Consider the following 25,393-nt stretch of genomic DNA (forward strand, 5'->3'; position numbering starts at 1 on the left):
CTCCTATTTCGAATTAACTAAGTTTACTTTTCCCGATATGCTCGGAAATAAATAATAACATGAAAAAGTGGAATGATAAAACGAAAGTTGAATGTTCTATAGTGAGTCTTCAGTTTCGATTATTCCGTGTTATAAAAGGAAAATTTTCCTTTTATATAACAGTTTGGAAATAGGAGATTTATCCATAAAAAGTTCGGAAATAAAAACTACACATCTATACAACTATATGTTATTATGGTTATGTAAATAGAAAGCGTTTTCTAAGGCGTACTTATAATGATAACGATTTCATAAATTTGATAGGGGGAATTAAAATGTTGCAGTTTTTACAACGTATTGGTAAAGCGTTAATGCTTCCAATCGCAGTGCTACCAGCAGCAGGATTATTGCTTCGTCTAGGACAAGAAGACGTACTAAACATTCCTGTTATGGCACAGGCCGGTGCAGCAATTTTTGATAATTTAGCACTTATTTTTGCAATCGGTGTTGCAATCGGTTTATCTGTTGACGGTAGTGGTGCAGCTGGTCTTGCAGGTGCAATTGGTTATTTAGTTATGAAGAATACAACTAATGCTTTAAGTGTTACTTACTCAACAACAGAACTAAACGATAAATTAAAAAGTGTTCAAGATTTAGTCGGTTCAGTAGATCCAACTAAATTAGCGGATACAATGAATAAAATTTCAAAAGCAGCAGCGTTGACGCCAAAAATAAATATGGCCATACTCGGTGGTATTATTGCTGGGGTTATCGCTGGATTACTATACAACAAATTCCATAAGATTAAACTACCAGAATGGTTAGGATTCTTCGCTGGAAAACGTTTCGTACCAATCATTACGTCTGTTGTAATGCTTCTTTTAGGATTAGTATTCGGTCAAATTTGGCCAACAATCCAAACTGGTATTGATGCAGTATCACATGGTATCGTAAACTTAGGTTCAATCGGTGCAGGGTTATTCGGATTATTAAACCGTTTATTAATTCCAATCGGTTTACACCACGTAATGAACACATACTTCTGGTTCGTACTTGGTGACTTTACAAATGCAGCTGGTGATATTGTTCATGGTGATATCGCTCGTTTCTTTGCAAAAGATCCATCAGCAGGTATGTTTATGACTGGTTTCTTCCCAGTTATGATGTTCGGTTTACCAGCAGCATGTTTCGCAATGATTGCGGCTGCGAAACCAGAAAAACGTAAAATGGTTACAGGTATGTTAGGTGGTCTAGCATTAACTTCATTCTTAACTGGTATTACAGAGCCAATCGAATTCTCATTCATGTTCTTATCACCAGTATTATATGGTGTGCATGCAGTATTAACAGGATTTTCTTTATTCATAACAACGTCACTTGGCATTCATGATGGTTTCACATTTAGTGCTGGTGCTATTGATTATGTTATCAACTTTGGTATTGCAACAAAACCTGTATTATTAGCAGGTATCGGTTTAATTTATGCAGCAATTTACTTTGCGGTATTCTACTTCTTAATTAAGAAGTTCAACTTAAAAACTCCTGGTCGTGAAGATGACGATGAGTTAGCTGAAGAGGGTGATGCACCAGTTGCAGGTTCAATTGGTGAAACTTACGTAGCGGCTTTAGGCGGAAAAGACAACTTAACAGTTATTGATAACTGTGCAACACGTCTACGCTTACAAGTGAAAGATGCTAGTCAAGTAAACGAAGCGGCATTAAAACGCGCAGGTGCAAAAGGTGTTATGAAATTAAGTAATACAAGTGTACAAGTTATCGTAGGCACAAACGTTGAATCTGTTGCCGATGATATGAAAAAACACGTGTAAATAGTTAGATAAGAGGATATCCAAAAAGATTGATAACAACAGTCTTTTACAGGATATCCTTTTTTTTTGTTAATTTTTTAAAGGGAATCTTACTTTTGTAAATTTTCTTTTTCTTTTTTGAACATATAGGTTGGTTATATGTTCGGTGCGTGATAAAGTAGTGATGACATAGAATGGAGTGTCTATAATCTACAGAAATGATTTGGAAAAAGTCTTGTGTAGATGAATTAAATTATCGGTAAATAAGGGGAAAAAGGTAATTATGGATCAGGAAAAAAATAATGTTAATGGGAAAGCAAATCGGTCGATTGTATACATAAAAAGAACAATCATTCTAGCCCTACTACTTTCACTTGTATATTTCATGTATACAAAAATTGTTGCGCATAATAAAAAAGAGGAAACTTTAAAAGCAGCAGCAGAAATGAAGAAGCAAGAAGAGATAAAAAAGAAAGAAGAAATGAAAAGGCAAGAAGCTGAAAAACAAAGAAAACAAAAAGAACAGGAAGAACAGATAAAGCAGGCGCAAGTTATAGAGAAACCTGCTGAAGGACCGCCTCAAGAAATTAATGAAAACGCTCAATTGGATCAATATTTACAAAACGCAGGATTTAGTGGAACAGCTGTTATTGTGAAGAACGGGAAAGTTCTTTTGAATAAAGGGTACGGTATGGCGAATAAAGAGAAGCAAGTACCGAATAATTCAGAGACGACCTTTTATATTGGCTCTATTTCAAAGGCATTTGTAGCGACTGCTATTATGCAATTAAAAGATCAAAATAAATTACAAGTAGAGGATACGGTTGCAAAGTATATTCCAGATTTCCCTCAAGGTAATAGCATTCAGCTAAAACATTTATTAACACATACATCAGGGATTCCAGAATATGAGCAGGGAACAGAAGATATCTCTCATGAAGAGTTGATAAAACGGATAGGAAACCAAAAGCGTATTGCAGGCCCAGGAGAGAAATGGAAGTATTCAGATTCGAACTACTCTATACTTGCCTACATTGCCGAGAAAGTAAGTGGACAACCATTAGAAGAATATATTAAACAACATATTTTTGCAACTGCTGGTATGAAGCATTCTGGTTTTGGTAAAGCGTTAGAGCAAACAAGGTTCCCATCAACGGGTTATAAAATAGTGAATAACAACATGACAACACCTAACATTCCGAGCATGTCACAACTATATGGTTGCGGTGATATATATACAAGCGCGCATGATCTATATTTATTTAATGAAGCGCTATTCTCTGGAAAATTAATTTCAAAAGAGAGTTATGATCAAATGTTTACAGCCGTGAAAAAGGATTACGGATTTGGCTGGTATGTAGATCCGGGCAGTTATTCCAATCACGGTGTAATGCCAGGTTGGAATTGCTTAAATGGATTTAGTAAAAATGGTAGTGTATACGTTGTTTTATTATCTAACATTCAAAACAACATCAAATCATTTGGTAAAGTGAATAACGACATTTATACAATGTTACGAAATATAGAAGTGTAAAAGACTGTCCTTTTGGATAGTCTTTTTTGCATTGAGGAAATATATGTGCGGTGCGATAATGAAATAAATGGAAAAGGGGGAGGTTTATGAGTATACATAAGCATCATGCACGCAATGCGAAACGAACTTTGTTTATAGCTATCATTGTATGGATTATCGTTGTAATTGGATTAGTTATGGAATATAAAAAAGGAACAATATTCACTTCAGATAAAGAAATCCTGAAATTAATAGGTATTTTGCTACCAGCGTTTGGATTACTAATATATAGTTTTATAGAAAAACGAAGAGCAAAAATGCTTAAACAGGACAATTGTAATATAGGGAGCTCTAGATTATTTGAACAACAAAAGTTCGTTGTTCGTAGAGAGGTAGGAGTATTTCAAGTAATAACGTACTTTGGATTAGATGGCAAGGCAGTAGGTTTTTTAAAAGAAGAGTATAATTCCGTTATTCAAAGTATATGGAAAGGTGCACTTTCTTTTCTTTTTAAGGGACTACATAAGCAACAATTTTATTTATATAATCAATCGGGAGAAAGATTGCTGCGTGTTCAAAAGAAGATGGGCGTGCGTAACTTCTATATATTTTATAGTATAAATGGAAAGAAAATTGGAGAATTGAAACAAGTACTAAGTTTAACAAAATGGGAATGGATATTTTTAGAGATGAATGGTAAGGAAATTGGTAAAGTGACTGGGGACTTTTCAGCAACAATGCAGAAAATAGACTGGCAAGATGGAACACATATTGATGTGAAAGAAGATGGTATTCCGTTAGAAGCTGCAAAATATTTTTCGGCAAGTGGTGGATCCCTTGTTACAGCTTCTATATCCGAACAAGCAGAATTATCAAGAGCGGTATATTACGGCGTAGCTGCCATTGTGACAATTAAAAATTAAAGATTAGCAAAGAGATAGATGGGAAACCATCTATCTTTTTTATGCCCTGAAACAATTATTTCTTTTAGAAAATGTATGCCTTACCTATCACAAAAAAAGTCTGCTTTGTATAAATTAAGATGTATGGATGTAAATTTTTATACTTTAAAAATAATAGGAGGAGAAGCATATGTGTCTGTTCAGAAAATATTGGCATAAATTATCCCGACTGTTTAATAGACAATTAGGTTATTTTTTAGATGACAAGTTACTGCCTGCTGTGGAGCGACTTTTATTTTCACAAAACTTTGCGAAATTTATTCAAAGAAATTCTAAGCAAGCTACGGAAGAATTTATAGAATCAAGTCAATTTCAATCTATTATTTGTAGCATTTTAAAAGAATGCAATACATCACCTTTTAAAGAAATTGCAAAGCAATATTTAGGTAAAAACGTAGAAATTACTGTGACAGTTGGACAGTTAACAGGTGTTATTGTAGCAGTTGGTGACGATTTCTTAACACTGCAAGAAGGAATAGGGACAGAAGTTTTATTACCATTTACAAGTATTATATCAATGAAAGAAGCGTAAGAAAGGAGACTTATATATGTTATTTACTGATGAATTGCGTAACCATGTTGGTGAACTAGTGCAAGTTGTGACAGCTGTTGAAATTGTTGCGGGCATTCTTTTATCTGTGACGGACGGGGCAGTAAGTGTTCGTACTTCTCCTTCTTATGGACCACCGGAAGATGTACTTGTGCGTACTCCTATTATTGCTTATGTTCGCTTGGAAGGGTAAGAGTGATACAAATATGAGAGTATCAGTTGTTATTCCAGCACATAATGAAGCAAGTACTTTATCACAAGTTTTAGTAGAAGTGGAGAAGTTGAAACCTTATGAAATTATTGTAGTAGATAATGGGTCGACAGATGGGACAAAAGAAATAGCATTACAACATCATTGCCGTGTAATTTATTATAAATATTCTCTTGGCAATGATGTTGGACGGGCAATTGGAGCTAGAGAAGCAAAAGGTGAAATTGTATTGTTTTTAGATGGTGACATCGTTATTGAGAGTAAAGAGCTACAACGTTTCGTGAAAGGAATTCAGCTGGGGCATCAAATTGTTGTGAATAATTTAACATGGTCGGTTTATTTAAAGGTGAGACCACATTATACGACAGTTGGAAAATTCATGTTGAATCGTTATTTGAATAAAAAAGAGCTTGTTGTTGGTTCTTTAATCGCAATTCCACATGCGATGAGCCGGGAAGTTATCGAGAGACTTGGATGGTGGAATTTAGCAGATCCCGTATTATTTCAAGCGATGGCGATGTCTAGAGGAGTAGATATTATCGATATGGCTTCGGTCGATGTAATTCACACAAATAAAGTTCGTCCTGTGCATACGGGTACATCACCTGGTTCTCCTTATCCGAAAGCGACTAGTCGTATTATGGGTGATCATTTGCGTGCTTTACAATACGTAATTGAAACATATGGTAAACGCGTCGGTTTTTCGGAAGGAAACAGGGATAGAGAGTTTATAGGGAAGTATAAACCAGTTTTATTACAACGGAAAAAGGCGAAATACAGTGCGATTATACCAGTGTCAGAAGAAAAAATGACTATAAGATCTGTTATACAAGAAGTGAAAAAAGCAGGAGTAGATGAAATTATTGTTGTTGCGAATGGAGCGGATATCGAGACTATTAAACAAGCAAAACTAGAGAATGCTATTGTTGTTGAATTTGGGAAGGCGCTTGGACATAATGTAGCGCGAGCGATAGGGGCCATGCATGCTACGGCAGATATTTGTTTATTTGTTGATGGTGATTTTGCTATTCCTGCAAAAAAGTTAATTCCATTTTTGCATGCTATTGAAGACGGAAATGATGTGGCGTTAAATGATTTGCAATGTTTGTTAGATATGTTTCACCCGGCAGATCCAATTAGTATGGGGAAATATTTCGTGAATTTGGTAGCGAAACGACCAGATTTATGGAATAACTCTTTAACTGCTGTACCACATGCTATGCATAAAAAGGTAATAGAGAAAATAGGGTATGATTCTCTTGTTATTCCGCCACTAGCTCAAATGAAAGCTATTTTGGAGGGATTCTCTATTACAGCAGTAGAATTTGTAGATGTTATAAAAACAAATCGAGTACGCCCAGAGCAACATGGTTTTGTAAACGGACGAATTCCTGCATTCGATCGTATTTTCGGCGATCAGCTTGAGGCGATTGCTTATTTATTAAAACATACAGACGAGCGCGGGAGTTTTACAGATGGAGAAAGGGACAGAGATATAATACTACAATTGAGAAGGGAAGAAGAAAATACAGATGGATGCCAGTAGTAAAGTAACTATTATTGGATTAGGGTATGTCGGCCTTCCTTTGGCGGTCCTTTTTGCAGAAAGAGGACATGCTGTACTTGGATTAGATAAAGATACTAGGAAAATAGAATCAATTATAAAAGGAGAAAGTTATATTCCTGATGTTTCTTCTAAAGTATTACAAAACTTATTAGAAAAAAGAAAATTAATAGTGAATACACCAGATAAAGGTGTTACCGATTTTAAGAATAGCGATTATGTCATCGTGACTGTGCCGACACCAATTAATGAATATAAAGAACCAGATTTAAGTGCCCTTGTTTCAGCCTCCCACTATATACAACAGAATCTTCAAAAAGGACAAACCTTCATTTTTGAAAGCTCCACATATCCAGGAACACTTGAAGAAGTTATTATTCCTATTATTTCTAAAACCGGTAAAAAGGTAGGAGGAGATTATTATATTGGCTATTCTCCAGAGCGAATTGATCCAGCGAATAGCCAGTATTCAGTTGAAACAATTCCAAAAGTTATTAGTGGACAAACAGAGCAGTGTAAACAAAAAGTACAGGATTTGTATAGCACTATATTTGATGTAGTCGTTCCAGTTAGCTCTCCGAAAGTGGCCGAGATGTGTAAGCTATTTGAAAATATTCAGCGCTTAGTTAATATTTCATTAGTAAATGAGTTAAATATACTTTGTGAAAGTTTGAATATTAATTTTTATGAGGTGCTTGAAGCTGCATCTACAAAACCGTTTGGATTTACTCCGTATTGGCCAGGACCAGGAATAGGAGGACACTGTATTCCAGTAGATCCTTTATATTTTCAATGGAGAATAAGAAAGGTTGGAGCAATTAGTCAATTAATTGAGGCAGCACATGTAATTAATGAAGAAATGCCAGCGAAAATAATCGGTAAAGTAAAAGGTGTGGTGCAATTACCCGCAACGGTTTTAATAGTAGGGATTGCATATAAGAAAGATGTAAATGATTTGAGAGAATCACCGGCGTTGCCAATTATTCAATTATTAATAAAAGAAGGATACAAGATAGAATATCATGATCCGTATATTTCTACAGCGAAAATTGGAGATACACTATATCAATCTGTTCCATTAGATGAACAAAGAATTAAACAAGCAGATTGTATTTTAATTGTAACGGATCACTCTAGTATCGATTGGAATCTTTTTAAAGGGATTGAGCGATTAATAGATACACGTGGAATCGTAAAGAAGGTGAGTGTATGAGTGAAAAATGTTTAATTACAGGTGGAGCAGGATTTATTGGTTCGCATTTAGCTGAAGAGTTGGTGAAAAGAGGTTATGAAGTTACTATTGTGGATAACTTCTATAAAGGAAAAAATAAATATCATGAAGAGTTAATGAAAGAGATTTCAGTTATTCCAATAAGCGTGTTAGATAAAAGTTCAATTCATGAATTAGTGAATCAACATGATGTGGTGTTCCATTTAGCTGCAATTTTGGGAGTCAAAACTACAATGGAAAAAAGTGTAGAGCTTATTGAAACGAACTTTGATGGAACGAGAAACATTTTGCAAGCAGCGTTAAAAGGGAAGAAGAAAGTAGTATTTGCATCTACTTCTGAAGTATATGGAAAGGGAGAGCCACCATTCTCTGAAGAAGGAGATCGTTTATACGGTGCAACTTCCAAAATACGTTGGAGTTATGCAATTTGTAAAACGTTAGAGGAAACATTATGTTTAGGGTACGCATTAGAAGGTTTACCTGTAACGATTGTTCGTTATTTTAATATTTATGGTCCAAGAGCGAAAGATGGTCCGTACGCAGGAGTAATTCCACGATTTATTCGTGCGGCTTTGCAAGGTGACGATATTCTCGTGTATGGAGATGGAAAGCAGACACGCTGCTTTACGTATGTAAGTGATGCGGTCGAGGCAACAATTCGTGCAATGGATGAGAAGGTAAATGGTGAAATTATTAATATAGGTTCTGAGAATGAAAAAAATATAAGGGTAGTAGCGGAAGATATAAAAAAATTAACGAAGTCTATTTCCAAAATTGTGCATGTTCCATTTGAGAAAGTATATCCACATGGATTTGAAGAGATTCCAAATAGAAGACCAGACGTAACGAAATTAAGAGAACTTGTTCAGTTTCAAGCGAAAGTAATGTGGGAACAAGGATTGAAAGAAACTATTAAATGGTTTCGTGAAGAAAACAATGGCTAAGTCGTTATCAGTTATTATTCCCGTATGTAATGAAGTGGATACGATTTCAGATGTGGTTCAATCGGTAAAACCATTGAATCCAGTAGAGATTATTGTAGTAGCAAATGGTTGTAATGATGGTACAGAAGCGATTGCTGAGAGCTTAGGATGTACAGTAATCCAGCATAAAGAGTCACTTGGTAACGACGTTGGACGCGCAGTTGGTGCAAAACATGCGATAGGTGATGTATTACTGTTTGTAGATGGAGATTTTGCTATTCAAACTTCAAAATTACAATTATTCCTTAATCCGATTTTACATGATCAGGCGGACATCGTTTTAAATAATTTGGACGCATTATTTTTAAAGAAACAAAAACCACATTCTATTACAGTATGGCGCCAAATATTAAATGCAATGTTAGATCATGAAGAATTAAAAATTGATTCTTTATTATCTGTACCTCATGCGCTGACGAAGGAAGTCGTGCAAAGTATTGGAGACGAATGTTTTGTTAATCCTATTGTGGCTCATCTACGCCTAGTACAAAGTAAATGGAGAATTAGTCGTCATTGTGCAATTGACGTTATTACGCCAAATAAATTTCGTCCATTCGAGCATGCTGCATATGGCACGGATCTTTCTCAATCTGAAAAACGAATGATAGGTGATCATATAGAAGCTGTAGCAGAGCGGATATTGGGCAGCGATGGGCGCGGAGGATATTATGATGGAAATAGGAAAAGAGAGAGTGTCTATCATACTCTAAATTTTGAAGATTTTTATCAAGGATGGGGCGTTACATCTAATTTGTATAAAGGAGAGCAATTATCGGTAATTATTCCTGTGCAAAATGAAGAGAAAACAATTGGAAACGTTATAGAAGAGCTTCGCAAAATTGAACCTTTTGAAATCATCGTTGTTGTAAATGGTTCGTCCGATAAAACGGCAACAATTGCAAAAGACAAGGGAGCAACAACAATTGTGTATAAAGAAGCACTTGGAAACGATGTGGGGCGTTCGCTTGGAACTTATTTTGCAAAAGAAGAAATTGTTTTATTTATAGACGGTGATTTTGTTATTCCAGCTAGTGAGCTATATCCCTTTGCAAAAGCTATTGCAGATGGAACGGATGTCGCATTAAATGATTTAAATCATTATTTAGATTTGAGAGTACCACTTCATCTTGTAACAGCATTTAAATATGCATTAAATTTAGCTTGTGATAGAAAAGATTTAGGAGTAGGCTCTCTTATTGCTGTACCTAATGCGTTTAGTCGTACTTGTTTGAAGGAAATAGGGTATAAATCATTATTGTCACCTTGTGTAGCACAAGTGAAAGCTGTACTTTCAGGTTTTGAAATCGCTTGTGTAAGTCGTATCGATGTTGATAAGATGAACCGTATTCGCCTTAGTGAACATTTCGCAAAAATAGGTCATCCTCCAGCTGTCCTTCGAATTATTGGTGATCATATAGAAGGATTAGAGCAATTAATTGCATTAACAAACAGTCGTGGTGGATTTTACGATGGAAATAGAAAAAGAGATGTTTTATAGTGGTAACAAAAAAAGTGTACAACGTATGTACACTTTTTTGCTCTGTTATAAAAACTATAACAGTTTAGGATATAAGAGTATTACAGCTCTACAATGGGTATCGTTCTTATATTACAAAATAGGACTCGTATATAAGAATACCAAAAAAATACAATTAAAGAAAGGGTTAATTCTAAAGAGTTTTATATGAGGTTAACACTATGTATGTAGTAGTTTGCTCAATATTTCACAAACATGTCACAACTATTTCGTTCACTTCCGAAAAAAAGTAGTATTCTAAGTGTGTAAGCTGTTATATAAAAAAACGTAGTCCTGTACTAATCAAAAATGGAGGAGATTAGGATGACTCAAGTATTAGAAAATGTAAAAAACGCGTGGGAAAACTTTAAAGGTGAAAAATGGAAAGCAGAGATTGATGTTCGCGATTTCATTTTAAATAATGTAAACGTTTACGAGGGAGAAGACTCTTTCTTAGCGGAAGCAACTGAAGAAACGAAAAAACTTTGGGATCAAGTAATGGATTTAACAACAAAGGAACGTGAAAACGGTGGCGTTCTTGATATGGATACAAAAATTGTTTCTTCTATTACATCACATGAACCAGGATATTTAAATAAAGATATTGAAAAAGTGGTCGGTTTCCAAACTGATAAACCATTTAAACGTTCTTTACAACCATATGGTGGTATTCGTATGGCGGAACAAGCGTGTGAAGCGTATGGATATGAAATGGATAAAGAACTTAGCAGTATTTTCAGAGACTGGCGTAAAACTCATAATCAAGGTGTATTTGATGCATACACACCAGAAATGAAAGCGGCTCGTAAATCAGGTGTTATTACTGGCCTTCCAGATGCATATGGACGTGGACGCATTATCGGTGACTATCGCCGCGTAGCGCTATATGGTATAGATCATTTAATTGAAGCGAAAAAAGCTGATTATAATTTAACTGGCGGTGTAATGAGCGAAGATACAATGCGTTTACGCGAAGAATTATCTGAGCAAATGCGTGCACTTCAAGAGTTAAAACAGATGGCTGCTTCTCATGGATTCGATATTTCTAAGCCAGCTACAAATGCACAAGAGGCTTTCCAATGGTTATACTTTGCTTATCTTGCAGCAATTAAAGAGCAAAACGGGGCAGCAATGAGCCTTGGACGTACCTCTACATTCTTAGATGTTTACATTGAAAGAGATTTAGCAAATGGTACTTTAACAGAAGAAGAAGCACAAGAAATTGTTGACCATTTCATTATGAAATTACGTCTTGTGAAATTTGCAAGAACACCTGATTATAATGAACTATTCTCTGGAGATCCAACTTGGGTAACTGAATCTATCGGTGGTATGGCATTAGACGGTCGTCCGTTAGTAACAAAAAACTCATTCCGTTTCTTGCATACATTAGATAATTTAGGACCAGCACCAGAACCAAACTTAACAGTTCTTTGGTCTAAACAATTACCAGAGAACTTTAAAAACTACTGTGCGAAAATGTCTATTAAAACATCAGCAATTCAATATGAAAATGATGACATTATGCGTCCTGACTACGGTGATGACTACGGTATTGCTTGTTGTGTATCAGCAATGAGAATCGGTAAACAAATGCAGTTCTTCGGAGCACGTGCAAACTTAGCGAAAGCATTACTATATGCGGTTAACGGTGGTAAAGATGAAAAGTCAAAAGCACAAGTTGGTCCTGAATACGCACCAATTACTTCTGAAGTATTAGATTATGAAGAAGTTATGCGTAAATTCGATATGACAATGGAATGGTTAGCTGGTCTATACTTAAATACATTAAATGTAATTCACTATATGCACGATAAATATAGCTATGAACGTATTGAAATGGCACTTCATGATACAAATGTTCTTCGTACAATGGCAACAGGTATCGCTGGATTATCTGTAGTAGCAGATTCTTTAAGTGCAATTAAATATGCACAAGTAAAACCAATTCGTGATGAAAATGGTATTGCAGTTGATTTCGAAATTGAGGGAGATTTCCCTAAATACGGTAACAATGATGATCGTGTAGATGAAATTGCAGTAAATCTTGTGAAAACATTTATGAACAAGCTTCGCAAACATAAAACATACCGTAATTCTGTTCATACAATGTCAATCTTAACAATCACATCTAACGTTGTATACGGTAAGAAAACTGGTAACACTCCAGATGGACGTCGTACTGGAGAACCATTTGCACCGGGCGCAAACCCAATGCATGGCCGTGATACAAAAGGTGCATTAGCATCATTATTATCTGTAGCTAAATTACCATATGAAGATGCACAAGATGGTATTTCAAATACATTCTCTATTATTCCAAAAGCACTTGGTAAAGAAGATGATGTACAAGTACGCAACTTAGTATCTATGCTTGATGGATATGCAATAAAAGAAGGACACCACTTAAATATTAACGTATTTAACCGTGAAACATTAATGGATGCAATGGAGCATCCTGAAAAATATCCACAATTAACAATTCGTGTATCTGGTTACGCTGTTAACTTTATTAAATTAACTCGTGAACAACAAATTGATGTAATAAACCGTACAATGCATGAAAGCATGTAAGTGAAAAAAGTGTCCCTCCGCTTTTAATATATAGCGGAGGGAGGCTGTTTCAATAAAGGAGGAAGTAACATGGTAAAAGGAAGAATACATTCTGTAGAGTCTTGTGGTACTGTTGATGGCCCAGGGATTCGTTATGTCATATTTACACAAGGGTGTTTATTACGTTGTCAATATTGTCATAATGCTGATACATGGGAAATCGGTAAAGGTAAAGAAATAACAGTTGAAGAAGTGATGCAGGATGTGACATGTTACCTTCCATTTATTGAAGCTTCTGGAGGCGGTATAACAGTTAGCGGTGGAGAGCCACTATTACAGCTAGACTTCTTAACCCAGTTGTTTAAAAAGTGCAAAGAAGCTGGTATCCATACAACAATCGATTCTTCTGGCGGTTGTTATTCTGAAGAACCAGAATTCCAAAATAAGCTAGATATTTTAATGGAGTATACAGATTTAGTATTATTGGATTTGAAGCATATTGATTCAAAGAAACATCGTAAATTAACAGGGAAACCAAATGAACACATTTTACAATTTGCTCGTTATTTATCGGACAGAAAGAAACCAATTTGGGTAAGACATGTATTGGTTCCCGGTGTTACCGATGGTGAAGAGGATTTGCAAAAATTATCAAACTTTATTCAAAGTCTATCTAATGTTAAGAAAGTGGAAGTGCTGCCATATCATAAGCTCGGTGTTTATAAATGGGAGGCACTTGGACATAAGTATCCACTTGCGGATGTGAATCCACCGACAGAAGAAAATGTTGAACATGCAAAGCATATTTTACAAGCAGTCTAACCTAAACATTTGGTTAGGCTTTTTGTTTCTTCATAATAAAATCTAGAGTATATATTTAGAAAAGAGTATACTGAAAAGGGAATATCCATATTTTTGTAAAGAATAAGCGGAGAAATTTACATAATTGTAAAGGGAAATCAAAATAGTAAAAAGAATTAAGAAGTAAAAGAGTGAGTATTATGGAATATAGAACATTTGTAAGTTATTGCGAAAGCTCTTATAGGAAAGTATAATGTAAAGATATGAGCACAGATAGGATTAAGGGGTCAATCTTATATGCTTTGCATATCCACGACAGATACATAGCTAACAGGGAAGTATTAGAATCCGAGTATGTAGTTTTTAAGGAAAATGTTTTTCCTATTGTCGTATATGCAATATGGAGAAACAAAAAGCTAGGAGTGGATTTGTTTGATAAAAAACCCCAAGGTTTTAATATTAACTGCACATTACGGTAACGGTCATGTGCAAGTGGCAAAAACATTAGAACAAACATTTCGCCAAAAAGGAATCGAAGATGTAATTGTATGCGACTTGTTTGGAGAATCACATCCAGTTATAACCGATATTACAAAATATTTATATTTAAAAAGCTATACGGTAGGAAAAGAATTATATCGTTTGTTTTATTATGGTGTAGAGAAAATTTATGATAAAAAAATAGCATCTTGGTATGCGAATTTTGGGAGAAAGCGTTTGAAGACGCTATTACAGGTGGAGAAACCGGATATTGTTATTAATACCTTTCCAATCATCGCTGTACCAGAATTGAAAAAGCAAATAGGTATTTCTATTCCTGTTTATAACGTATTAACGGATTTTTGTGTGCATAAAATATGGATCCATCGAGAAGTAGATCGTTATTTTGTAGCAACCGATCATGTGAAAAAAGTGATGGTTGATATCGGTGTACCTGCAGAACAAATTGTTGAAACAGGGATTCCGATTCGTAGCAGTTTTGAGCTAAAGATAAATCCAGCAATTATATATAATAAATATCAGTTATGTAAGGATAAAAAGATGTTACTAATTGTAGCAGGTGCTCATGGTGTGCTAGGGAGTGTAAAAGAGCTATGCCAGTCATTTATGTCAGTACCAAACTTACAAGTTGTTGTCGTTTGTGGGAAAAACGAAGCTTTAAAGCAGGATTTAATGGAACTACAGGAACAAAGTTCTGATGCTTTAAAAGTATTTGGTTATGTTGAAAACATTGATGAATTGTTCCGTGTTACTTCTTGTATGATTACGAAGCCAGGTGGTATTACATTAAGCGAAGCAGCAGCATTACAAGTACCTGTCATTTTATATAAACCTGTCCCAGGACAAGAGAATGAAAATGCGTTGTATTTTGAAAAAAAAGGGGCTGCAGTTGTAATTCGTGATGATAGTGAAGTTTTTGCAAAAACAGAGGCGTTATTACAAGATGATATGAAGCTTCTTCAGATGAAAGAAGCAATGAAAAGTATTTATCGTCCTGAGCCAGCTGGTCATATTGTGGATACAATTTTGGCAGAAAATCATGCAGAGCCGAATCATATACCTATTAAATCACCAGTTCTTGCCGAATCTTTTACTTAATATGAAACCCTCTTTTAAGCATTTAAAGAGGGTTTTTTTATTGTTGTAAAAAAAATAAACGTGAATTATTAACTTATCCCGCTATTTGTGGGCAGTAAGACCCCTACCTCAAAATTCAGCGAAAGCAAAGAAGTTAGATGGGGATCACTGCCCGCAAAAGCCCGATTGGTGAGGGCTAATAATCAGTGGGGATAAACAAAACTCCCACTGATTAAAGTTTCACTTTATCCACAAAGGATTGCGCTTCTATTAGACAGTAAAGTCGAAATATTAATAACTATATCCACATAGTCCACAATTTTTAGAAAATTATCCACAATTCTCACGTTACGAATTCATTTAAATAAATGAATTCGTAAAATACTTTTGTAATTTATGCACAATTCTACGGTTTTTGTGGATAAGGTTGTCCACAAAAAAGGTTCCTTATAAATAAGGAACCTTTTTTGCTAATTCATTGGAAAATCTTATGTAATGAAACTGAATAATTAGGGGGGAAACCTTCTAATTATTCAGTTTCACTTTAAATACTTTTTGAGCGATAGCCCGCTGCACGATCTGCTTTTCGAAATTCTCGCTGATAGAGAACTTCTTGTGTACTAGATAATGTGTTTTTTGCTTTATCACGTTTCTTTTTATCCATTACAAATCACCTCGTGTCCTAAAGTCACTATCTATCGTTTCCAAAGACATGGGGTGATATACATATATGTCAAACTAGTAATGATTAATTATCATTTCTGAATTTTTAGATTACGCTTCTTTTAATTGGTGTGCTTCTTGGAATGTTGTATCTCGCATTGTTGCAAGTGTATACTGATCTTTTGGAATTTCATATAAATTATATACTTCTCCATGCGCGTTAATTTCATCATAAACGGCTTTTCTTGTTTCGTTTGCTAGATTTACATATTGTAGTTTTTCGGCAGCTTTAATAGACCGAATATTTATTTTACGAATACGCATAAAAATCGTTTCAATATCTAATTCATAGAAAAGTTCGCTAAAAAATGAATCTTTCGCCAATTTATTATATCCTTTACCATGATATGGTTTGCCAAGCCAAGTTCCGAGGAATCCAGCTTTTTCTTGCACATCAAATAAAGTAATTGTGCCGATGGGGTTACCCCATTCATCTAAAATTGTGCGTGAGATTAATTCTCCACGCTCTTCGGCTTCGATTGTTTGTTTCGTTAAAAATAAATATTCTTCATAAGAATAGGCCTTTTGACGCACAAAAGGGAAGACAGCAGGATCCACCATTAATTCGTATAGAACGTGGCTGTCGTGTAAGTCGCGTTTTTTCAACACACTAACTCCTCCTCACACGAGGGTAGCATGACGAAAAAGCACCCACCCTCGAAATTTTTATATCAATCTTTAAAAAATTTCGGGGTGGGAATCGAACCCACTAGAACCAGTTTCTAACGCTGGTGGCGCACCATTTGCCTTCCCCATTCATCAATTTGAAAATGATAATCACGACACAAATTGATTATGGTTTCATTCAGTTTATAATCGTATAATACTGTATCTAGTCAAAAAAATAAACTAGTTTTTTTTATTTTTTTTGTAAATTATTTTTCCGTCAATCATAGTGAGTACAGGCTTGGCTAAATAATGGAAAGGATGATGTGTCCATAACACGAGGTCAGCATCTTTTCCAACATCAATGCTTCCAATTCTATCCTCCAAACGTAAATTTCGAGCTGGGAAAATAGTGATTCCTTCCAACGCTGTTTTCTCATCTAATCCTTCTCTTACTGCAATGGCAGCGCAAACATTTAAATATTGAATTGGTGTATAAGGGTGGTCGGTTGTAATAGAAACTTCTACTCCATTTTTCGATAAAATATGATAAGTATCCCACGTTTTGTTTTTAAGTTCGATTTTCGAACGTCGCGTAAGAGTAGGTCCAACTGAAACTTTTAAATTGTGTTTCGAAAGCTCTTCAACAATAAAGTGTCCTTCTGTACAATGTTCAATACGTAAATCAAGATTGAATTCTGTCGCAAAGCGTAAAGCTGAAGTGATATCATCTGCGCGGTGAGCGTGGATACGTACCGGTATTTCTCGGCGGAGTGCTTTTAAAATAGGTAGCATTCGAAAATCAGCTTCATGCCCGTAGTGTTGTGCGTCATAGAATGATTCACGAAGTAACCCCATAATTCCCATACGTGTTATTGATTCTTTTGTACCGTTGCTATGGAACTTTTTAGGGTTTTCTCCAAAGGCAATTTTTAAACCAGCAGGTTCCTGAATAATCATATGATCAATACAAGTTCCAGCAGTTTTTATTACGCAAGTAGTACCGCCGATAATGTTTTGGCTTCCGGGCATCACGTGAACAGTCGTAACACCATTTTGTACAGCGTCTTGAAATGCAATATCAAAAGGATGAATCCCGTCTAAAGAACGGATATGTGGTGTTGAAACTTCGGATGTTTCATTTGCATCATTACCAGCCCAACCAGTACCTTCATCGTAGAGGCCAAGGTGAGTATGAACATCAATAAATCCAGGCAAGAGATGAAGAGCTCGTGCATCTATAACGGTCATATCCTGAGTAGTATCAATATGAGGTTTGACCGCGGCAATGCGTTCTCCTATAACGAGTACATCTCCTTGAAACTTTTGGGATGTAATAGGATATACAATGGCTTGTTTGAGCAATATTTTCATAGAGACCTCATTTCCGTCACCTTGTAATGTGTAGAATAGGTTTAGACAAAGTAACTGAAAGGTTTTTCGTGTAGTAATGCTCCGGTGTTTAAAAAGTAAGAAGTCTTGGCGGAGATAGACTACCCGTAAAACTGTATTTTAAAAGTACTACATTGTATGCAAGAGGATATTTTGTAATGCATGGTTAACTGTTGGAAATGTGTATTGATATCCATGTTTAATAGCTTTATTGGGTAATACATGTTGCCCTTCTAATACAAGTATACTCATCTCACCGAGTAAAGCGCGAAGTACAAATGAAGGAACAGGTAGCCAATGAGGTCGCCTAGTTATAGTGGCAATGGTTTTACCGAACTCTTTCATCCGTATTGGCGTTGGCGCTGTAATATTAAAAGGTCCGTCAATTTCTTTTTTGTGAATGATGAAATCAATCATGCGAACGACATCGTCTATATGAATCCATGATAACCATTGGTTTCCAGATCCAAGTGTACCGCCGATATATAATTGATAGGGAAGTAGCATTTTTGGAAGAGCTCCTCCATCTGCGCCCAATACGACTCCAAATCTTGTGTAGACAGTTCTTATTCCAATGGAGCGGGCTTTAGATGCTTCTTGTTCCCATAAATATACTGTGTTTGCTAAAAAGTCATCTCCTGGAGTCTCTTTCTGTTCTGTAAAAGATTCGGTTTCAGATGTCCCATAGTATCCAATGGCACTTGCATTAATAAATGTGTGTGGCTTTGTTTCAAGGGTTTGTAATTGTTTAATGAGTCCTTTTGTTGTTTGAATTCTACTGTTTAAAATTGATTCTTTTTGTTTTTTTGTCCATCTACTATTAATAGATTCTCCAGCTAGATTAATAACTACATCGATAGAGGAGAGAGGGAAGGTCTGTAAATCCGGTGTCCACTGTACGTATTGAAGGTTAGTGTGTGAAGTTTCAGCAATTTTTTTTCGAGTAAGAATGTAAACAGTAAATCCCTTTTGAATAAAAAAACTAGAAAGGGATTTGCCTATAAAGCCAGAGCCACCAGAAATTGCGATTTTCACAATCATTTCCTCCTCATTATATATATTCTTGAAAAGAAAAAACGTTCCTTGACTATGTTAAAATAATAGAGAGGTGAGAGTATGACTGTCATTACAAAAATAGAAGTGCAAAAACGATCGAAAGAACGATTTAATATTTATATTGATAAAGGTCAAGGCGAAGAGTACGGGTTTAGTGTGAATCAATCAATCTTAATGAAACACGGGTTACAAAAAGGCTTAGAAATTGATGAAGTAGCGTTAGGGAATATTTTGTACAATGAAGAGGTACAAAAAGCATATTTACAAGCGATTTCCTATTTATCCTATCAAATGAGAACAAAACAAGAAATAGAAGATTTCTTACGAAAAAAAGAAGTGGGACAGGCCATCATCTCTGAAGTCGTTTCGAAATTATTACATGATCGATATATTAATGATAAAGAGTACGCTATTTCATACGTGCGAACGCAAAGTAATGTGAATCAAAAAGGTCCAACTGTTATTAGGAGAGGGCTATTAAGTAAAGGTGTTCAGGATTTAATCATTACACATAGTTTACAAGAGTATCCAAAGGAGAAGCAAATGGAGAATGCTTTGTTTCTTATAGAAAAGAAGAAAAAATCTTATCAAAAGCATTCATTTTTACAAATGAAGCTAAAGTTAGATGAAATGCTTGTTCGTAAAGGATATTCTAGAGATGTGATTCAAATTTGCTTGGAAGAATTGAAAGACGAAAAAGATGACGAACAGCAACAAGAAGCGTTACACTATCATGGGAATAAATATTATGAGAAATATAAGAAGTATGATGGTTGGACATTCGAAAATAAGGTGAAGCAAGCGTTATATCGAAAAGGATTCTCTATTGATGAGATAGATATATTTTTACAAATGAAACGTGAAGAGGGATGAGGAAATAAGATGGGTACGCCAAAACGCTACAGTGAAATGACACCACATGAGCTAAGGGAAGAAATTGGGGTTTTGAAGGAGCAAGCAGTAAAGGCTGAGCAACTTGGAATTGTAAATGAATTCGATGTATTAATGAGAAAAATGGCTATGGCTCGTGCTTATATGATAGATATAAATAAATTCCATATTGGTGAGACATATGAATTAGTAGAAGAACCTGGTGTGGTATTTAAAATTACGTATTTCAATGGGGTATTTGCTTGGGGATATAAGCAAAATGATAAGGAAGAGATTGGAATACCAATTTCCCTATTGCAAGAAAAATAAAAACCAGAGAGCGAATCTCTCTCTGGTTTTTATCTTTGGTAGGCGTTAAAGGAGATAGGAGATTCTAAAATTGGCGTTTTTTACATTCGTTTGCCAATATAATGAGAGACTGGGTTTGTTGCGTCTGTCCGTTAACTTGCGCTTTCGCATGTTTCGGACGAGTCCACGTATGGTTAAATAATTCAGAACGACTATCTAAACGATCACGGTAGCTCATCTTTATCACCTCGTGTAGGAATTTAATTTGTACTACTCTTCCTGCTGATTTGCAGCACGCATACGTTCTTGTGGGTGCGTGTTAATTGTGCCGTTAGGTCGTTTCGAAGCGAAGCGTGATTTCGCTTTCGGTTGACCGTCGATTTTGCTGTTGTTTTTTGACTCAGACCAAAATTCGGCTTGTCTACCCATTAAGAACGCCCCCTCATTATCAGTTGATACCTCTTTAAGAAGTATCACTTATAGAATGTGCAAAATAGAAGAAACTATCCTTTAGAAATTAAGGGAATAAATAGGTAAAAGGAGAATAGAACATGAATGATATTTATGAAACATTAACGAAAGAATTATTAGATAAAAATGACAACCTTTCTTACGCACAAGCTCGTGCATGGGTTGAATTACTGTGGGAAGACTTCCGAACAACTTATGCTAAATCAGGTCGTTACCAAGGTGAGGAAATGACTGAACAAGTGGTACGAACATGGGTTAATAATCATGGAGGGCGCCTTCATGAAATGCGTACAAATAATCCGAAGTATAGCCATTTAATCAATCAAGAAGATCATTTGAAACATTAAAAAAAGCGACGTAGGTCGCTTTTTTTAATGTGGAAGCAATTCCAGTTTCTTTCGAAGTTTCTCTTCGCTGAAAATCCATCCTGTATATGAACTAATAATATTTAAATTTTGATCGAGCTGAACGATTGCGACGAATGGATAATAATCTTTACTTCGATACCGCAAATCAATAAATCGAACTTCATAATAGTTATCATAATCGAAAATATCCCAGCGATATACAGGCGAGAAAGATAAGAAAGCAGATATATTTTCATCTCGCACAGCAGCTTGCATAATGGCGGTATTCGGGAACGGTACGCGATCGAATTTGTCGTATACAAGGATGTTACCGCGGTGCCATCTTGCGACGTAGTAATGTTCAGTTGTAACGACGGCTAAATGATAATGATAAAATTTGTAAGAAGGAGAAATAATTACTTTCTCTACATTTTTGAAACGTTTGTATACTACGCTTTTGATATTTCGATGCATCATAATGCGCCCAATGTAGTAAACAAACATTAATATATACGCTGCTAAAGCAGTATAGCCTTTATGTGCTCCGACAAGCATACAGGCGATAGCTAGTATATGGATAAAGAAAATGACAGTATCAAACGTATTAATTATGCCGAGCGCTACCCATTTTTTTGTGAAGGGCCTTAATGCCTGTGTACCATAGGCATTGAAAATATCCACAAAGACATGAAGAAAGACGGCAATAAATGACCAAAGTAGTAGATGCAGATAGGGAGCGTCTGAAAAGAAGGCGAAAGAGATGCCACTTATAAGGAGTGACCAAAGGATCACTGCAGGGATGGAATGAGTAATCCCGCGATGATTTCTTATATATTTAGCGTTATTACGCAATTTTAAAACTGTATCGATGTCAGGAATATTGGAACCGGCAATTGTTGCAAGCATCACTGCTTGTGGCCCAATATCACTTTGTGCTATAGCTGGATCTAATGTTGCCAAACTGCCTAGAGTAACGCCCATAACAAGGTGAGTGGCTGTGTCCATAGAAATCCACCTCCGTTTTTTATTAATGTAACTCTTTTTATTCGATACCTCAAGTCCTTTGCCTTCTATTTCCTATGTCATCTTACTTAAATTTTTTCCTAAAATCTTTATAATAGTACGTATATGCAAAAAAATGAGGGGGATCAAGTTTGACACTTGAAATATTAAATGAGTTTAACATAGAACAGTTTCAAAATGATTTAATTGATTGGTTTGAAAAAGAACAACGTGATTTACCGTGGCGAAAAAATAAAGATCCATACCGTGTTTGGGTTTCAGAAATTATGTTACAGCAAACAAGGGTAGAGGCTGTAAAACCATATTACGCAAATTTTATGGGGAAGTTTCCTACGCTTGAAGCGCTAGCAACTGCCGATGATGAAGAAGTATTAAAAGCATGGGAAGGCTTAGGTTATTATTCTAGAGCACGAAATTTACATGCTGCAGTAAAAGAGGTAAAAGAAGTATACGGCGGGACAGTACCGAGCGATGTAAAGAAAATTGAAAAATTAAAAGGAGTGGGACCATATACAAAAGGTGCCATTTTAAGTATTGCATATGGCATACCAGAGCCAGCGGTTGATGGAAATGTTATGCGCGTATTATCTCGTATTTTATCAGTGTGGGATGATATTGCAAAACCGAAAACGAGAAAAGTTTTTGAAGAGATTGTGCGTGAAATTATTTCTATAGAAAATCCATCTTATTTTAACCAAGGTTTGATGGAATTAGGGGCATTAATTTGTATACCGAAAAATCCATCTTGTTTACTTTGTCCTGTACGTGAACATTGCAGAGGGTATGCTGAAGGTGTTCAAAAAGAACTACCAGTGAAGAGTAAAGCGAAAGCACCTACAATGGTACCGCTCGTTGCAGGAGTACTTCAAACTGAAGATGGCCGTTACGTAATTAATAAACGCCCAAGTACGGGATTACTGGCTAATATGTGGGAGTTCCCGAATATTGAACTAAGTGAAGGTATTCGTAATCAAAAACAACAGCTTACGGATTATATGAAGGAGAGCTTTGATCTCTCTGTTTCTATTGATGAATACGCGATGAATGTACAACATACTTTTACACATCGTACTTGGGATATCTTCATATTTTACGGAAAAGTAACAGGTAATATTGTCGAAACGGATACATTAAAGTTTGTATCGAAAGAAGCGTTTGAACAGTTACCTTTCTCGAAATCACATCGTACAATTTACGAAAAGTGTGTTGAGAAAATTACAATGCAGTAAAGTGAAACTTTAATCAGTGGGGGTTTTCTTCATCCCCCACTGATTATTAGCCTTCACCAATCGGGCTTTTATGGGCAGCCCGACCCCAACCTAACTTCTTTGTTTTCGCTGCATTTTGAGGTGTGGTCTTACTGCCCGGCAAATAGCGGGATAAATAATAAAAACGTGTTCCAGAACTTTGGAACACGTTTTTTATATTGAAAATAAATTTGTATTTTGAGGTTGAAAATCCACGCGTTTATAATCCGCCCCGTGACTCGATTTCTTTCACAACTTCTTTATAAATCGTTTGGCCCTCTACATTTAGATAAGGCATAATTTGCTGAAATGAATGATGAAAATAAGCTAATTCATCCTCTTTCCATTCATTTTTGGAAATCATAGTTAGCTCAGTCATATCACGTCCAGTATACATATTCCCACCTCCATCATGTGTAGTTTGAATGAGTGATAAGAGATATATGCGGAAATTATAAAAAGAAAATTACGGATAGATTCTAGATAGATTGGTTACATTATTTGTTGTGGAGGTGAGAAAGATGAGTAAAAAACAACAAGGTTATAATAAGGCAACTTCTGGTGCTAGCATTCAAAGTACAAATGCTAGCTATGGTACAGAGTTTGCAACTGAAACGAATGTACAAGCAGTAAAACAAGCGAACGCACAATCAGAGGCACAGAAAGCACAAGCTTCTGCTGCTCAAAGTGCAAATGCTAGTTATGGTACAGAGTTTGCAACTGAAACAGATGTGCATGCAGTGAAAAAACAAAATGCACAATCAGCTGCAAAACAATCACAATCTTCTAGTTCAAACGAGTAATGAAAGAAAAACACTTCTCCAATTCGAGAGAAGTGTTTTCTTTGTGTGCGTGTCACTGTAATGAAAATAAAGGGAACGACATAACTTCTAATAAGTCAACAAATGTAGTCAAAGGAGAAAGAAGTTCACGATTAGAAATATGTAATAGGAATTATAAATGGCGAATGAATCAAAAAGGGGGTAAGTGATGAACGACTTTGATAAGTTGGTAGGAGAGCAGTTGGAAACGATGGATGAGCTTTTAAAGTTACAATCGCATTTAGAGAAGTATCAGCAAATTGAAATGAGTGAAAGGGATACGTGCGATAAAAAAGAATTGCATTTTATCCGTCAAGAAATATATAGAACAGAAATAGCATTAAAACTTTTACATGAAAAATTTGAACAGCAAACGAATAATGTGATTCAATCTTTTGAAATCGAAAAAATAATTTCAAATTAAGGGTGAGATATGTTGTTGATTTTAGGTGAAAAGTCCTTTCTTAAACAGAGGTGAGGGGGCTTTTCTTTTTGTTATATCTTCGTTTAATCTTCTAAAATACGTATTGCTAATTCATAGGAAATGTTCCTTCGTTAAAAGGGTTAGTGATGTGGTATTCAATAATACAAACTTCATTATATTCCTCATGAAAACAAGTGTCCTATCGCTTTAGTTTTAAAATTTTGACAAAAAAGTTATAATAGAAAAAAAGTGAATGCAGTTCAAGGGGTAGTTAAGACAACTTAAGAAAAGCATTTGCGGTTGAAAGAAGGGAGCATATATGGGATTCCCCAAAGAAGGAGAAAAGGTACAAATACATAGTTATAAACATAATGGCTCCATTCATAGAATGTGGGAAGAGACAACAATTTTAAAAGGGACGCAGAGCCTTGTGATCGGAGCAAATGATCGTACAGTAGTTACGGAATCAGATGGTCGAACATGGGTTACTCGCGAACCTGCGATTTGTTACTTCCATGCTAATTATTGGTTTAATGTAATTGGAATGCTGAGAGAAGAAGGAGTATATTATTATTGTAATTTAAGTTCTCCTTTTGCATATGACTCTGAAGCATTAAAGTATATTGATTACGACTTAGACATTAAAGTGTATCCAGATATGACATATACGCTTTTGGATGAAGATGAGTATGAAAAGCATAGTCAAATCATGCAGTATCCACCTGTTATTGATACAATTTTAAAACGAAATGTAGCACATTTAACACAGTGGATTCATCAAAGAAAAGGTCCATTCGCACCGGATTTCGTAGATATGTGGTACGAAAGATATTTAATGTACAGAAATTAAAACAA

28 protein-coding genes are annotated in these 25,393 nt (G+C 35.5%); 20 read left to right on the plus strand and 8 right to left on the minus strand.

Annotated elements, in window-relative coordinates:
• Positions 1 to 314 precede the first annotated feature (314 nt).
• The 13 genes from nagE to JFT89_RS20280 all read left to right on the plus strand — a co-directional run bounded on the left by nagE (position 315) and on the right by JFT89_RS20280 (position 15,270).
• Positions 315 to 1,808: an N-acetylglucosamine-specific PTS transporter subunit IIBC gene (gene nagE / locus JFT89_RS20220; RefSeq protein ID WP_016097031.1), complete on the plus strand. Its 1,494-nt coding sequence runs from the start codon at positions 315 to 317 to the stop codon at positions 1,806 to 1,808.
• A 262-nt stretch (positions 1,809 to 2,070) separates the two neighbouring features.
• Entirely contained in the window at positions 2,071 to 3,321 is a 1,251-nt protein-coding gene (locus JFT89_RS20225; RefSeq protein ID WP_201040530.1) for a serine hydrolase domain-containing protein, read from the plus strand.
• 86 nt (positions 3,322 to 3,407) lie between these two features.
• Positions 3,408 to 4,223: a hypothetical protein gene (locus tag JFT89_RS20230; protein ID WP_002201859.1), complete on the plus strand. Its 816-nt coding sequence runs from the start codon at positions 3,408 to 3,410 to the stop codon at positions 4,221 to 4,223.
• A gap of 169 nt (positions 4,224 to 4,392) precedes the next feature.
• Positions 4,393 to 4,794, plus strand: coding sequence for an LSm family protein (locus JFT89_RS20235; RefSeq protein WP_033706368.1), 402 nt, complete (start codon positions 4,393 to 4,395; stop codon positions 4,792 to 4,794).
• Positions 4,795 to 4,810: 16 nt separating this feature from the next.
• On the plus strand, positions 4,811 to 5,005 hold the full coding sequence (locus tag JFT89_RS20240; RefSeq protein WP_002063684.1) for a hypothetical protein: 195 nt from the start codon (positions 4,811 to 4,813) through the stop codon (positions 5,003 to 5,005).
• Positions 5,006 to 5,018: 13 nt separating this feature from the next.
• Positions 5,019 to 6,569 (plus strand): glycosyltransferase family 2 protein, encoded by a 1,551-nt coding sequence (locus JFT89_RS20245; RefSeq protein WP_016097033.1) that lies wholly within the window; start codon positions 5,019 to 5,021, stop codon positions 6,567 to 6,569.
• The gene (locus JFT89_RS20250; RefSeq protein WP_201040531.1) at positions 6,556 to 7,800 is read left to right on the plus strand and encodes a nucleotide sugar dehydrogenase; all 1,245 of its coding nucleotides are present in this window, start codon (positions 6,556 to 6,558) and stop codon (positions 7,798 to 7,800) included. The genes JFT89_RS20245 and JFT89_RS20250 overlap by 14 nt, the downstream gene beginning before the upstream one ends.
• The gene (locus JFT89_RS20255) at positions 7,797 to 8,762 is read left to right on the plus strand and encodes an NAD-dependent epimerase/dehydratase family protein (protein WP_201040532.1); all 966 of its coding nucleotides are present in this window, start codon (positions 7,797 to 7,799) and stop codon (positions 8,760 to 8,762) included. Before JFT89_RS20250 ends, JFT89_RS20255 begins: the two co-directional genes overlap by 4 nt.
• Positions 8,755 to 10,299 (plus strand): glycosyltransferase family 2 protein, encoded by a 1,545-nt coding sequence (locus JFT89_RS20260; protein ID WP_201040645.1) that lies wholly within the window; start codon positions 8,755 to 8,757, stop codon positions 10,297 to 10,299. The genes JFT89_RS20255 and JFT89_RS20260 overlap by 8 nt, the downstream gene beginning before the upstream one ends.
• On the plus strand, positions 10,271 to 10,489 hold the full coding sequence (locus JFT89_RS20265; RefSeq protein WP_201040533.1) for a hypothetical protein: 219 nt from the start codon (positions 10,271 to 10,273) through the stop codon (positions 10,487 to 10,489). The genes JFT89_RS20260 and JFT89_RS20265 overlap by 29 nt, the downstream gene beginning before the upstream one ends.
• A 152-nt stretch (positions 10,490 to 10,641) precedes the next feature.
• On the plus strand, positions 10,642 to 12,891 hold the full coding sequence (pflB, locus tag JFT89_RS20270; RefSeq protein ID WP_002063690.1) for a formate C-acetyltransferase: 2,250 nt from the start codon (positions 10,642 to 10,644) through the stop codon (positions 12,889 to 12,891).
• Positions 12,892 to 12,960: 69 nt separating this feature from the next.
• Positions 12,961 to 13,692, plus strand: coding sequence for a pyruvate formate-lyase-activating protein (pflA, locus tag JFT89_RS20275; RefSeq protein ID WP_002010313.1), 732 nt, complete (start codon positions 12,961 to 12,963; stop codon positions 13,690 to 13,692).
• Positions 13,693 to 14,103: 411 nt separating this feature from the next.
• Positions 14,104 to 15,270 (plus strand): diglucosyl diacylglycerol synthase, encoded by a 1,167-nt coding sequence (locus JFT89_RS20280; protein ID WP_002139554.1) that lies wholly within the window; start codon positions 14,104 to 14,106, stop codon positions 15,268 to 15,270.
• Positions 15,271 to 15,793: 523 nt separating this feature from the next.
• Here the strand turns inward: JFT89_RS20280 and JFT89_RS20285 are convergent.
• The 4 genes from JFT89_RS20285 to JFT89_RS20300 all read right to left on the minus strand — a co-directional run bounded on the left by JFT89_RS20285 (position 15,794) and on the right by JFT89_RS20300 (position 19,005).
• Positions 15,794 to 15,913, minus strand: coding sequence for a YfhE family protein (locus JFT89_RS20285; RefSeq protein WP_000358484.1), 120 nt, complete (start codon positions 15,911 to 15,913; stop codon positions 15,794 to 15,796).
• Positions 15,914 to 16,023: 110 nt separating this feature from the next.
• Positions 16,024 to 16,581, minus strand: coding sequence for a GNAT family N-acetyltransferase (locus tag JFT89_RS20290; protein WP_201040534.1), 558 nt, complete (start codon positions 16,579 to 16,581; stop codon positions 16,024 to 16,026).
• 240 nt (positions 16,582 to 16,821) lie between these two features.
• Positions 16,822 to 17,952, minus strand: a complete 1,131-nt coding sequence (locus JFT89_RS20295; RefSeq protein WP_002010318.1) for an amidohydrolase — start codon at positions 17,950 to 17,952, stop codon at positions 16,822 to 16,824.
• A gap of 147 nt (positions 17,953 to 18,099) precedes the next feature.
• On the minus strand, positions 18,100 to 19,005 hold the full coding sequence (locus JFT89_RS20300) for a TIGR01777 family oxidoreductase (protein ID WP_042889942.1): 906 nt from the start codon (positions 19,003 to 19,005) through the stop codon (positions 18,100 to 18,102).
• Between the two features lie 81 nt (positions 19,006 to 19,086).
• On the opposite strand from JFT89_RS20300, the gene recX reads away from it, so the two are divergent.
• Together recX and JFT89_RS20310 are read left to right on the plus strand one after the other, a co-directional pair.
• Positions 19,087 to 19,899, plus strand: coding sequence for a recombination regulator RecX (gene recX, locus JFT89_RS20305; protein WP_002029629.1), 813 nt, complete (start codon positions 19,087 to 19,089; stop codon positions 19,897 to 19,899).
• Positions 19,900 to 19,908: 9 nt separating this feature from the next.
• Complete coding sequence (locus tag JFT89_RS20310; protein ID WP_002063694.1) at positions 19,909 to 20,226, plus strand: YfhH family protein; 318 nt, start codon at positions 19,909 to 19,911, stop codon at positions 20,224 to 20,226.
• A 64-nt stretch (positions 20,227 to 20,290) separates the two neighbouring features.
• On the opposite strand, the gene JFT89_RS20315 is transcribed toward JFT89_RS20310, so the two are convergent.
• On the minus strand, positions 20,291 to 20,443 hold the full coding sequence (locus tag JFT89_RS20315; protein WP_000122093.1) for a YpzG family protein: 153 nt from the start codon (positions 20,441 to 20,443) through the stop codon (positions 20,291 to 20,293).
• Between the two features lie 32 nt (positions 20,444 to 20,475).
• A complete protein-coding gene (locus tag JFT89_RS20320) occupies positions 20,476 to 20,634 on the minus strand; it encodes a small, acid-soluble spore protein K (RefSeq protein WP_002010326.1) in 159 nt (52 codons plus the stop codon).
• A 122-nt stretch (positions 20,635 to 20,756) separates the two neighbouring features.
• Between JFT89_RS20320 and JFT89_RS20325 the strand changes: the two genes are divergently transcribed.
• Positions 20,757 to 21,023 carry a YfhJ family protein gene (locus JFT89_RS20325; protein ID WP_002010328.1) on the plus strand — a complete coding sequence of 89 codons (267 nt, stop codon included), beginning with the start codon at positions 20,757 to 20,759 and terminating at the stop codon, positions 21,021 to 21,023.
• 24 nt (positions 21,024 to 21,047) lie between these two features.
• Here the strand turns inward: JFT89_RS20325 and JFT89_RS20330 are convergent, their stop codons facing one another.
• A complete protein-coding gene (locus tag JFT89_RS20330; RefSeq protein ID WP_002010329.1) occupies positions 21,048 to 22,028 on the minus strand; it encodes a metal-dependent hydrolase in 981 nt (326 codons plus the stop codon).
• A gap of 149 nt (positions 22,029 to 22,177) precedes the next feature.
• Between JFT89_RS20330 and mutY the strand changes: the two genes are divergently transcribed.
• Positions 22,178 to 23,275: an A/G-specific adenine glycosylase gene (gene mutY / locus JFT89_RS20335; RefSeq protein ID WP_201040535.1), complete on the plus strand. Its 1,098-nt coding sequence runs from the start codon at positions 22,178 to 22,180 to the stop codon at positions 23,273 to 23,275.
• Between the two features lie 238 nt (positions 23,276 to 23,513).
• On the opposite strand, the gene JFT89_RS20340 is transcribed toward mutY, so the two are convergent.
• Complete coding sequence (locus JFT89_RS20340) at positions 23,514 to 23,690, minus strand: hypothetical protein (RefSeq protein ID WP_002091123.1); 177 nt, start codon at positions 23,688 to 23,690, stop codon at positions 23,514 to 23,516.
• A 124-nt stretch (positions 23,691 to 23,814) separates the two neighbouring features.
• Between JFT89_RS20340 and JFT89_RS20345 the strand changes: the two genes are divergently transcribed.
• The 3 genes from JFT89_RS20345 to ntdP all read left to right on the plus strand — a co-directional run bounded on the left by JFT89_RS20345 (position 23,815) and on the right by ntdP (position 25,388).
• Complete coding sequence (locus tag JFT89_RS20345) at positions 23,815 to 24,096, plus strand: gamma-type small acid-soluble spore protein (protein ID WP_002125062.1); 282 nt, start codon at positions 23,815 to 23,817, stop codon at positions 24,094 to 24,096.
• Positions 24,097 to 24,283: 187 nt separating this feature from the next.
• A complete protein-coding gene (locus JFT89_RS20350) occupies positions 24,284 to 24,538 on the plus strand; it encodes a YgaB family protein (RefSeq protein ID WP_000997588.1) in 255 nt (84 codons plus the stop codon).
• A gap of 319 nt (positions 24,539 to 24,857) precedes the next feature.
• On the plus strand, positions 24,858 to 25,388 hold the full coding sequence (ntdP, locus tag JFT89_RS20355) for a nucleoside tri-diphosphate phosphatase (protein ID WP_000506630.1): 531 nt from the start codon (positions 24,858 to 24,860) through the stop codon (positions 25,386 to 25,388).
• The last annotated feature ends 5 nt before the right edge of the window (positions 25,389 to 25,393 follow it).

The sequence above is a fragment of the Bacillus sp. TH25 genome (assembly GCF_016650935.1).
GTDB lineage: Bacteria > Bacillota > Bacilli > Bacillales > Bacillaceae_G > Bacillus_A > Bacillus_A mycoides.

Bases quoted from the DNA above. Each gene is read 5' to 3' on its own strand.
- JFT89_RS20265 (WP_201040533.1), top strand. From the start codon at position 10,271: ATGGAAATAGAAAAAGAGATGTTTTATAGTGGTAACAAAAAAAGTGTA.
- JFT89_RS20255 (WP_201040532.1), top strand. From the start codon at position 7,797: ATGAGTGAAAAATGTTTAATTACAGGTGGAGCAGGATTTATTGGTTCG.
- JFT89_RS20330 (WP_002010329.1), bottom strand. From the start codon at position 22,028: ATGGACACAGCCACTCACCTTGTTATGGGCGTTACTCTAGGCAGTTTG.
- JFT89_RS20315 (WP_000122093.1), bottom strand. From the start codon at position 20,443: ATGAGCTACCGTGATCGTTTAGATAGTCGTTCTGAATTATTTAACCAT.
- JFT89_RS20285 (WP_000358484.1), bottom strand. From the start codon at position 15,913: ATGGATAAAAAGAAACGTGATAAAGCAAAAAACACATTATCTAGTACA.
- recX (WP_002029629.1), top strand. From the start codon at position 19,087: ATGACTGTCATTACAAAAATAGAAGTGCAAAAACGATCGAAAGAACGA.
- JFT89_RS20320 (WP_002010326.1), bottom strand. From the start codon at position 20,634: ATGGGTAGACAAGCCGAATTTTGGTCTGAGTCAAAAAACAACAGCAAA.
- JFT89_RS20250 (WP_201040531.1), top strand. From the start codon at position 6,556: ATGGATGCCAGTAGTAAAGTAACTATTATTGGATTAGGGTATGTCGGC.
- JFT89_RS20350 (WP_000997588.1), top strand. From the start codon at position 24,284: ATGAACGACTTTGATAAGTTGGTAGGAGAGCAGTTGGAAACGATGGAT.
- JFT89_RS20240 (WP_002063684.1), top strand. From the start codon at position 4,811: ATGTTATTTACTGATGAATTGCGTAACCATGTTGGTGAACTAGTGCAA.
- JFT89_RS20225 (WP_201040530.1), top strand. From the start codon at position 2,071: ATGGATCAGGAAAAAAATAATGTTAATGGGAAAGCAAATCGGTCGATT.
- JFT89_RS20230 (WP_002201859.1), top strand. From the start codon at position 3,408: ATGAGTATACATAAGCATCATGCACGCAATGCGAAACGAACTTTGTTT.
- JFT89_RS20325 (WP_002010328.1), top strand. From the start codon at position 20,757: ATGAATGATATTTATGAAACATTAACGAAAGAATTATTAGATAAAAAT.
- pflA (WP_002010313.1), top strand. From the start codon at position 12,961: ATGGTAAAAGGAAGAATACATTCTGTAGAGTCTTGTGGTACTGTTGAT.
- nagE (WP_016097031.1), top strand. From the start codon at position 315: ATGTTGCAGTTTTTACAACGTATTGGTAAAGCGTTAATGCTTCCAATC.
- ntdP (WP_000506630.1), top strand. From the start codon at position 24,858: ATGGGATTCCCCAAAGAAGGAGAAAAGGTACAAATACATAGTTATAAA.
- JFT89_RS20260 (WP_201040645.1), top strand. From the start codon at position 8,755: ATGGCTAAGTCGTTATCAGTTATTATTCCCGTATGTAATGAAGTGGAT.
- JFT89_RS20340 (WP_002091123.1), bottom strand. From the start codon at position 23,690: ATGTATACTGGACGTGATATGACTGAGCTAACTATGATTTCCAAAAAT.
- JFT89_RS20345 (WP_002125062.1), top strand. From the start codon at position 23,815: ATGAGTAAAAAACAACAAGGTTATAATAAGGCAACTTCTGGTGCTAGC.
- JFT89_RS20245 (WP_016097033.1), top strand. From the start codon at position 5,019: ATGAGAGTATCAGTTGTTATTCCAGCACATAATGAAGCAAGTACTTTA.
- pflB (WP_002063690.1), top strand. From the start codon at position 10,642: ATGACTCAAGTATTAGAAAATGTAAAAAACGCGTGGGAAAACTTTAAA.
- JFT89_RS20235 (WP_033706368.1), top strand. From the start codon at position 4,393: ATGTGTCTGTTCAGAAAATATTGGCATAAATTATCCCGACTGTTTAAT.
- JFT89_RS20310 (WP_002063694.1), top strand. From the start codon at position 19,909: ATGGGTACGCCAAAACGCTACAGTGAAATGACACCACATGAGCTAAGG.
- JFT89_RS20295 (WP_002010318.1), bottom strand. From the start codon at position 17,952: ATGAAAATATTGCTCAAACAAGCCATTGTATATCCTATTACATCCCAA.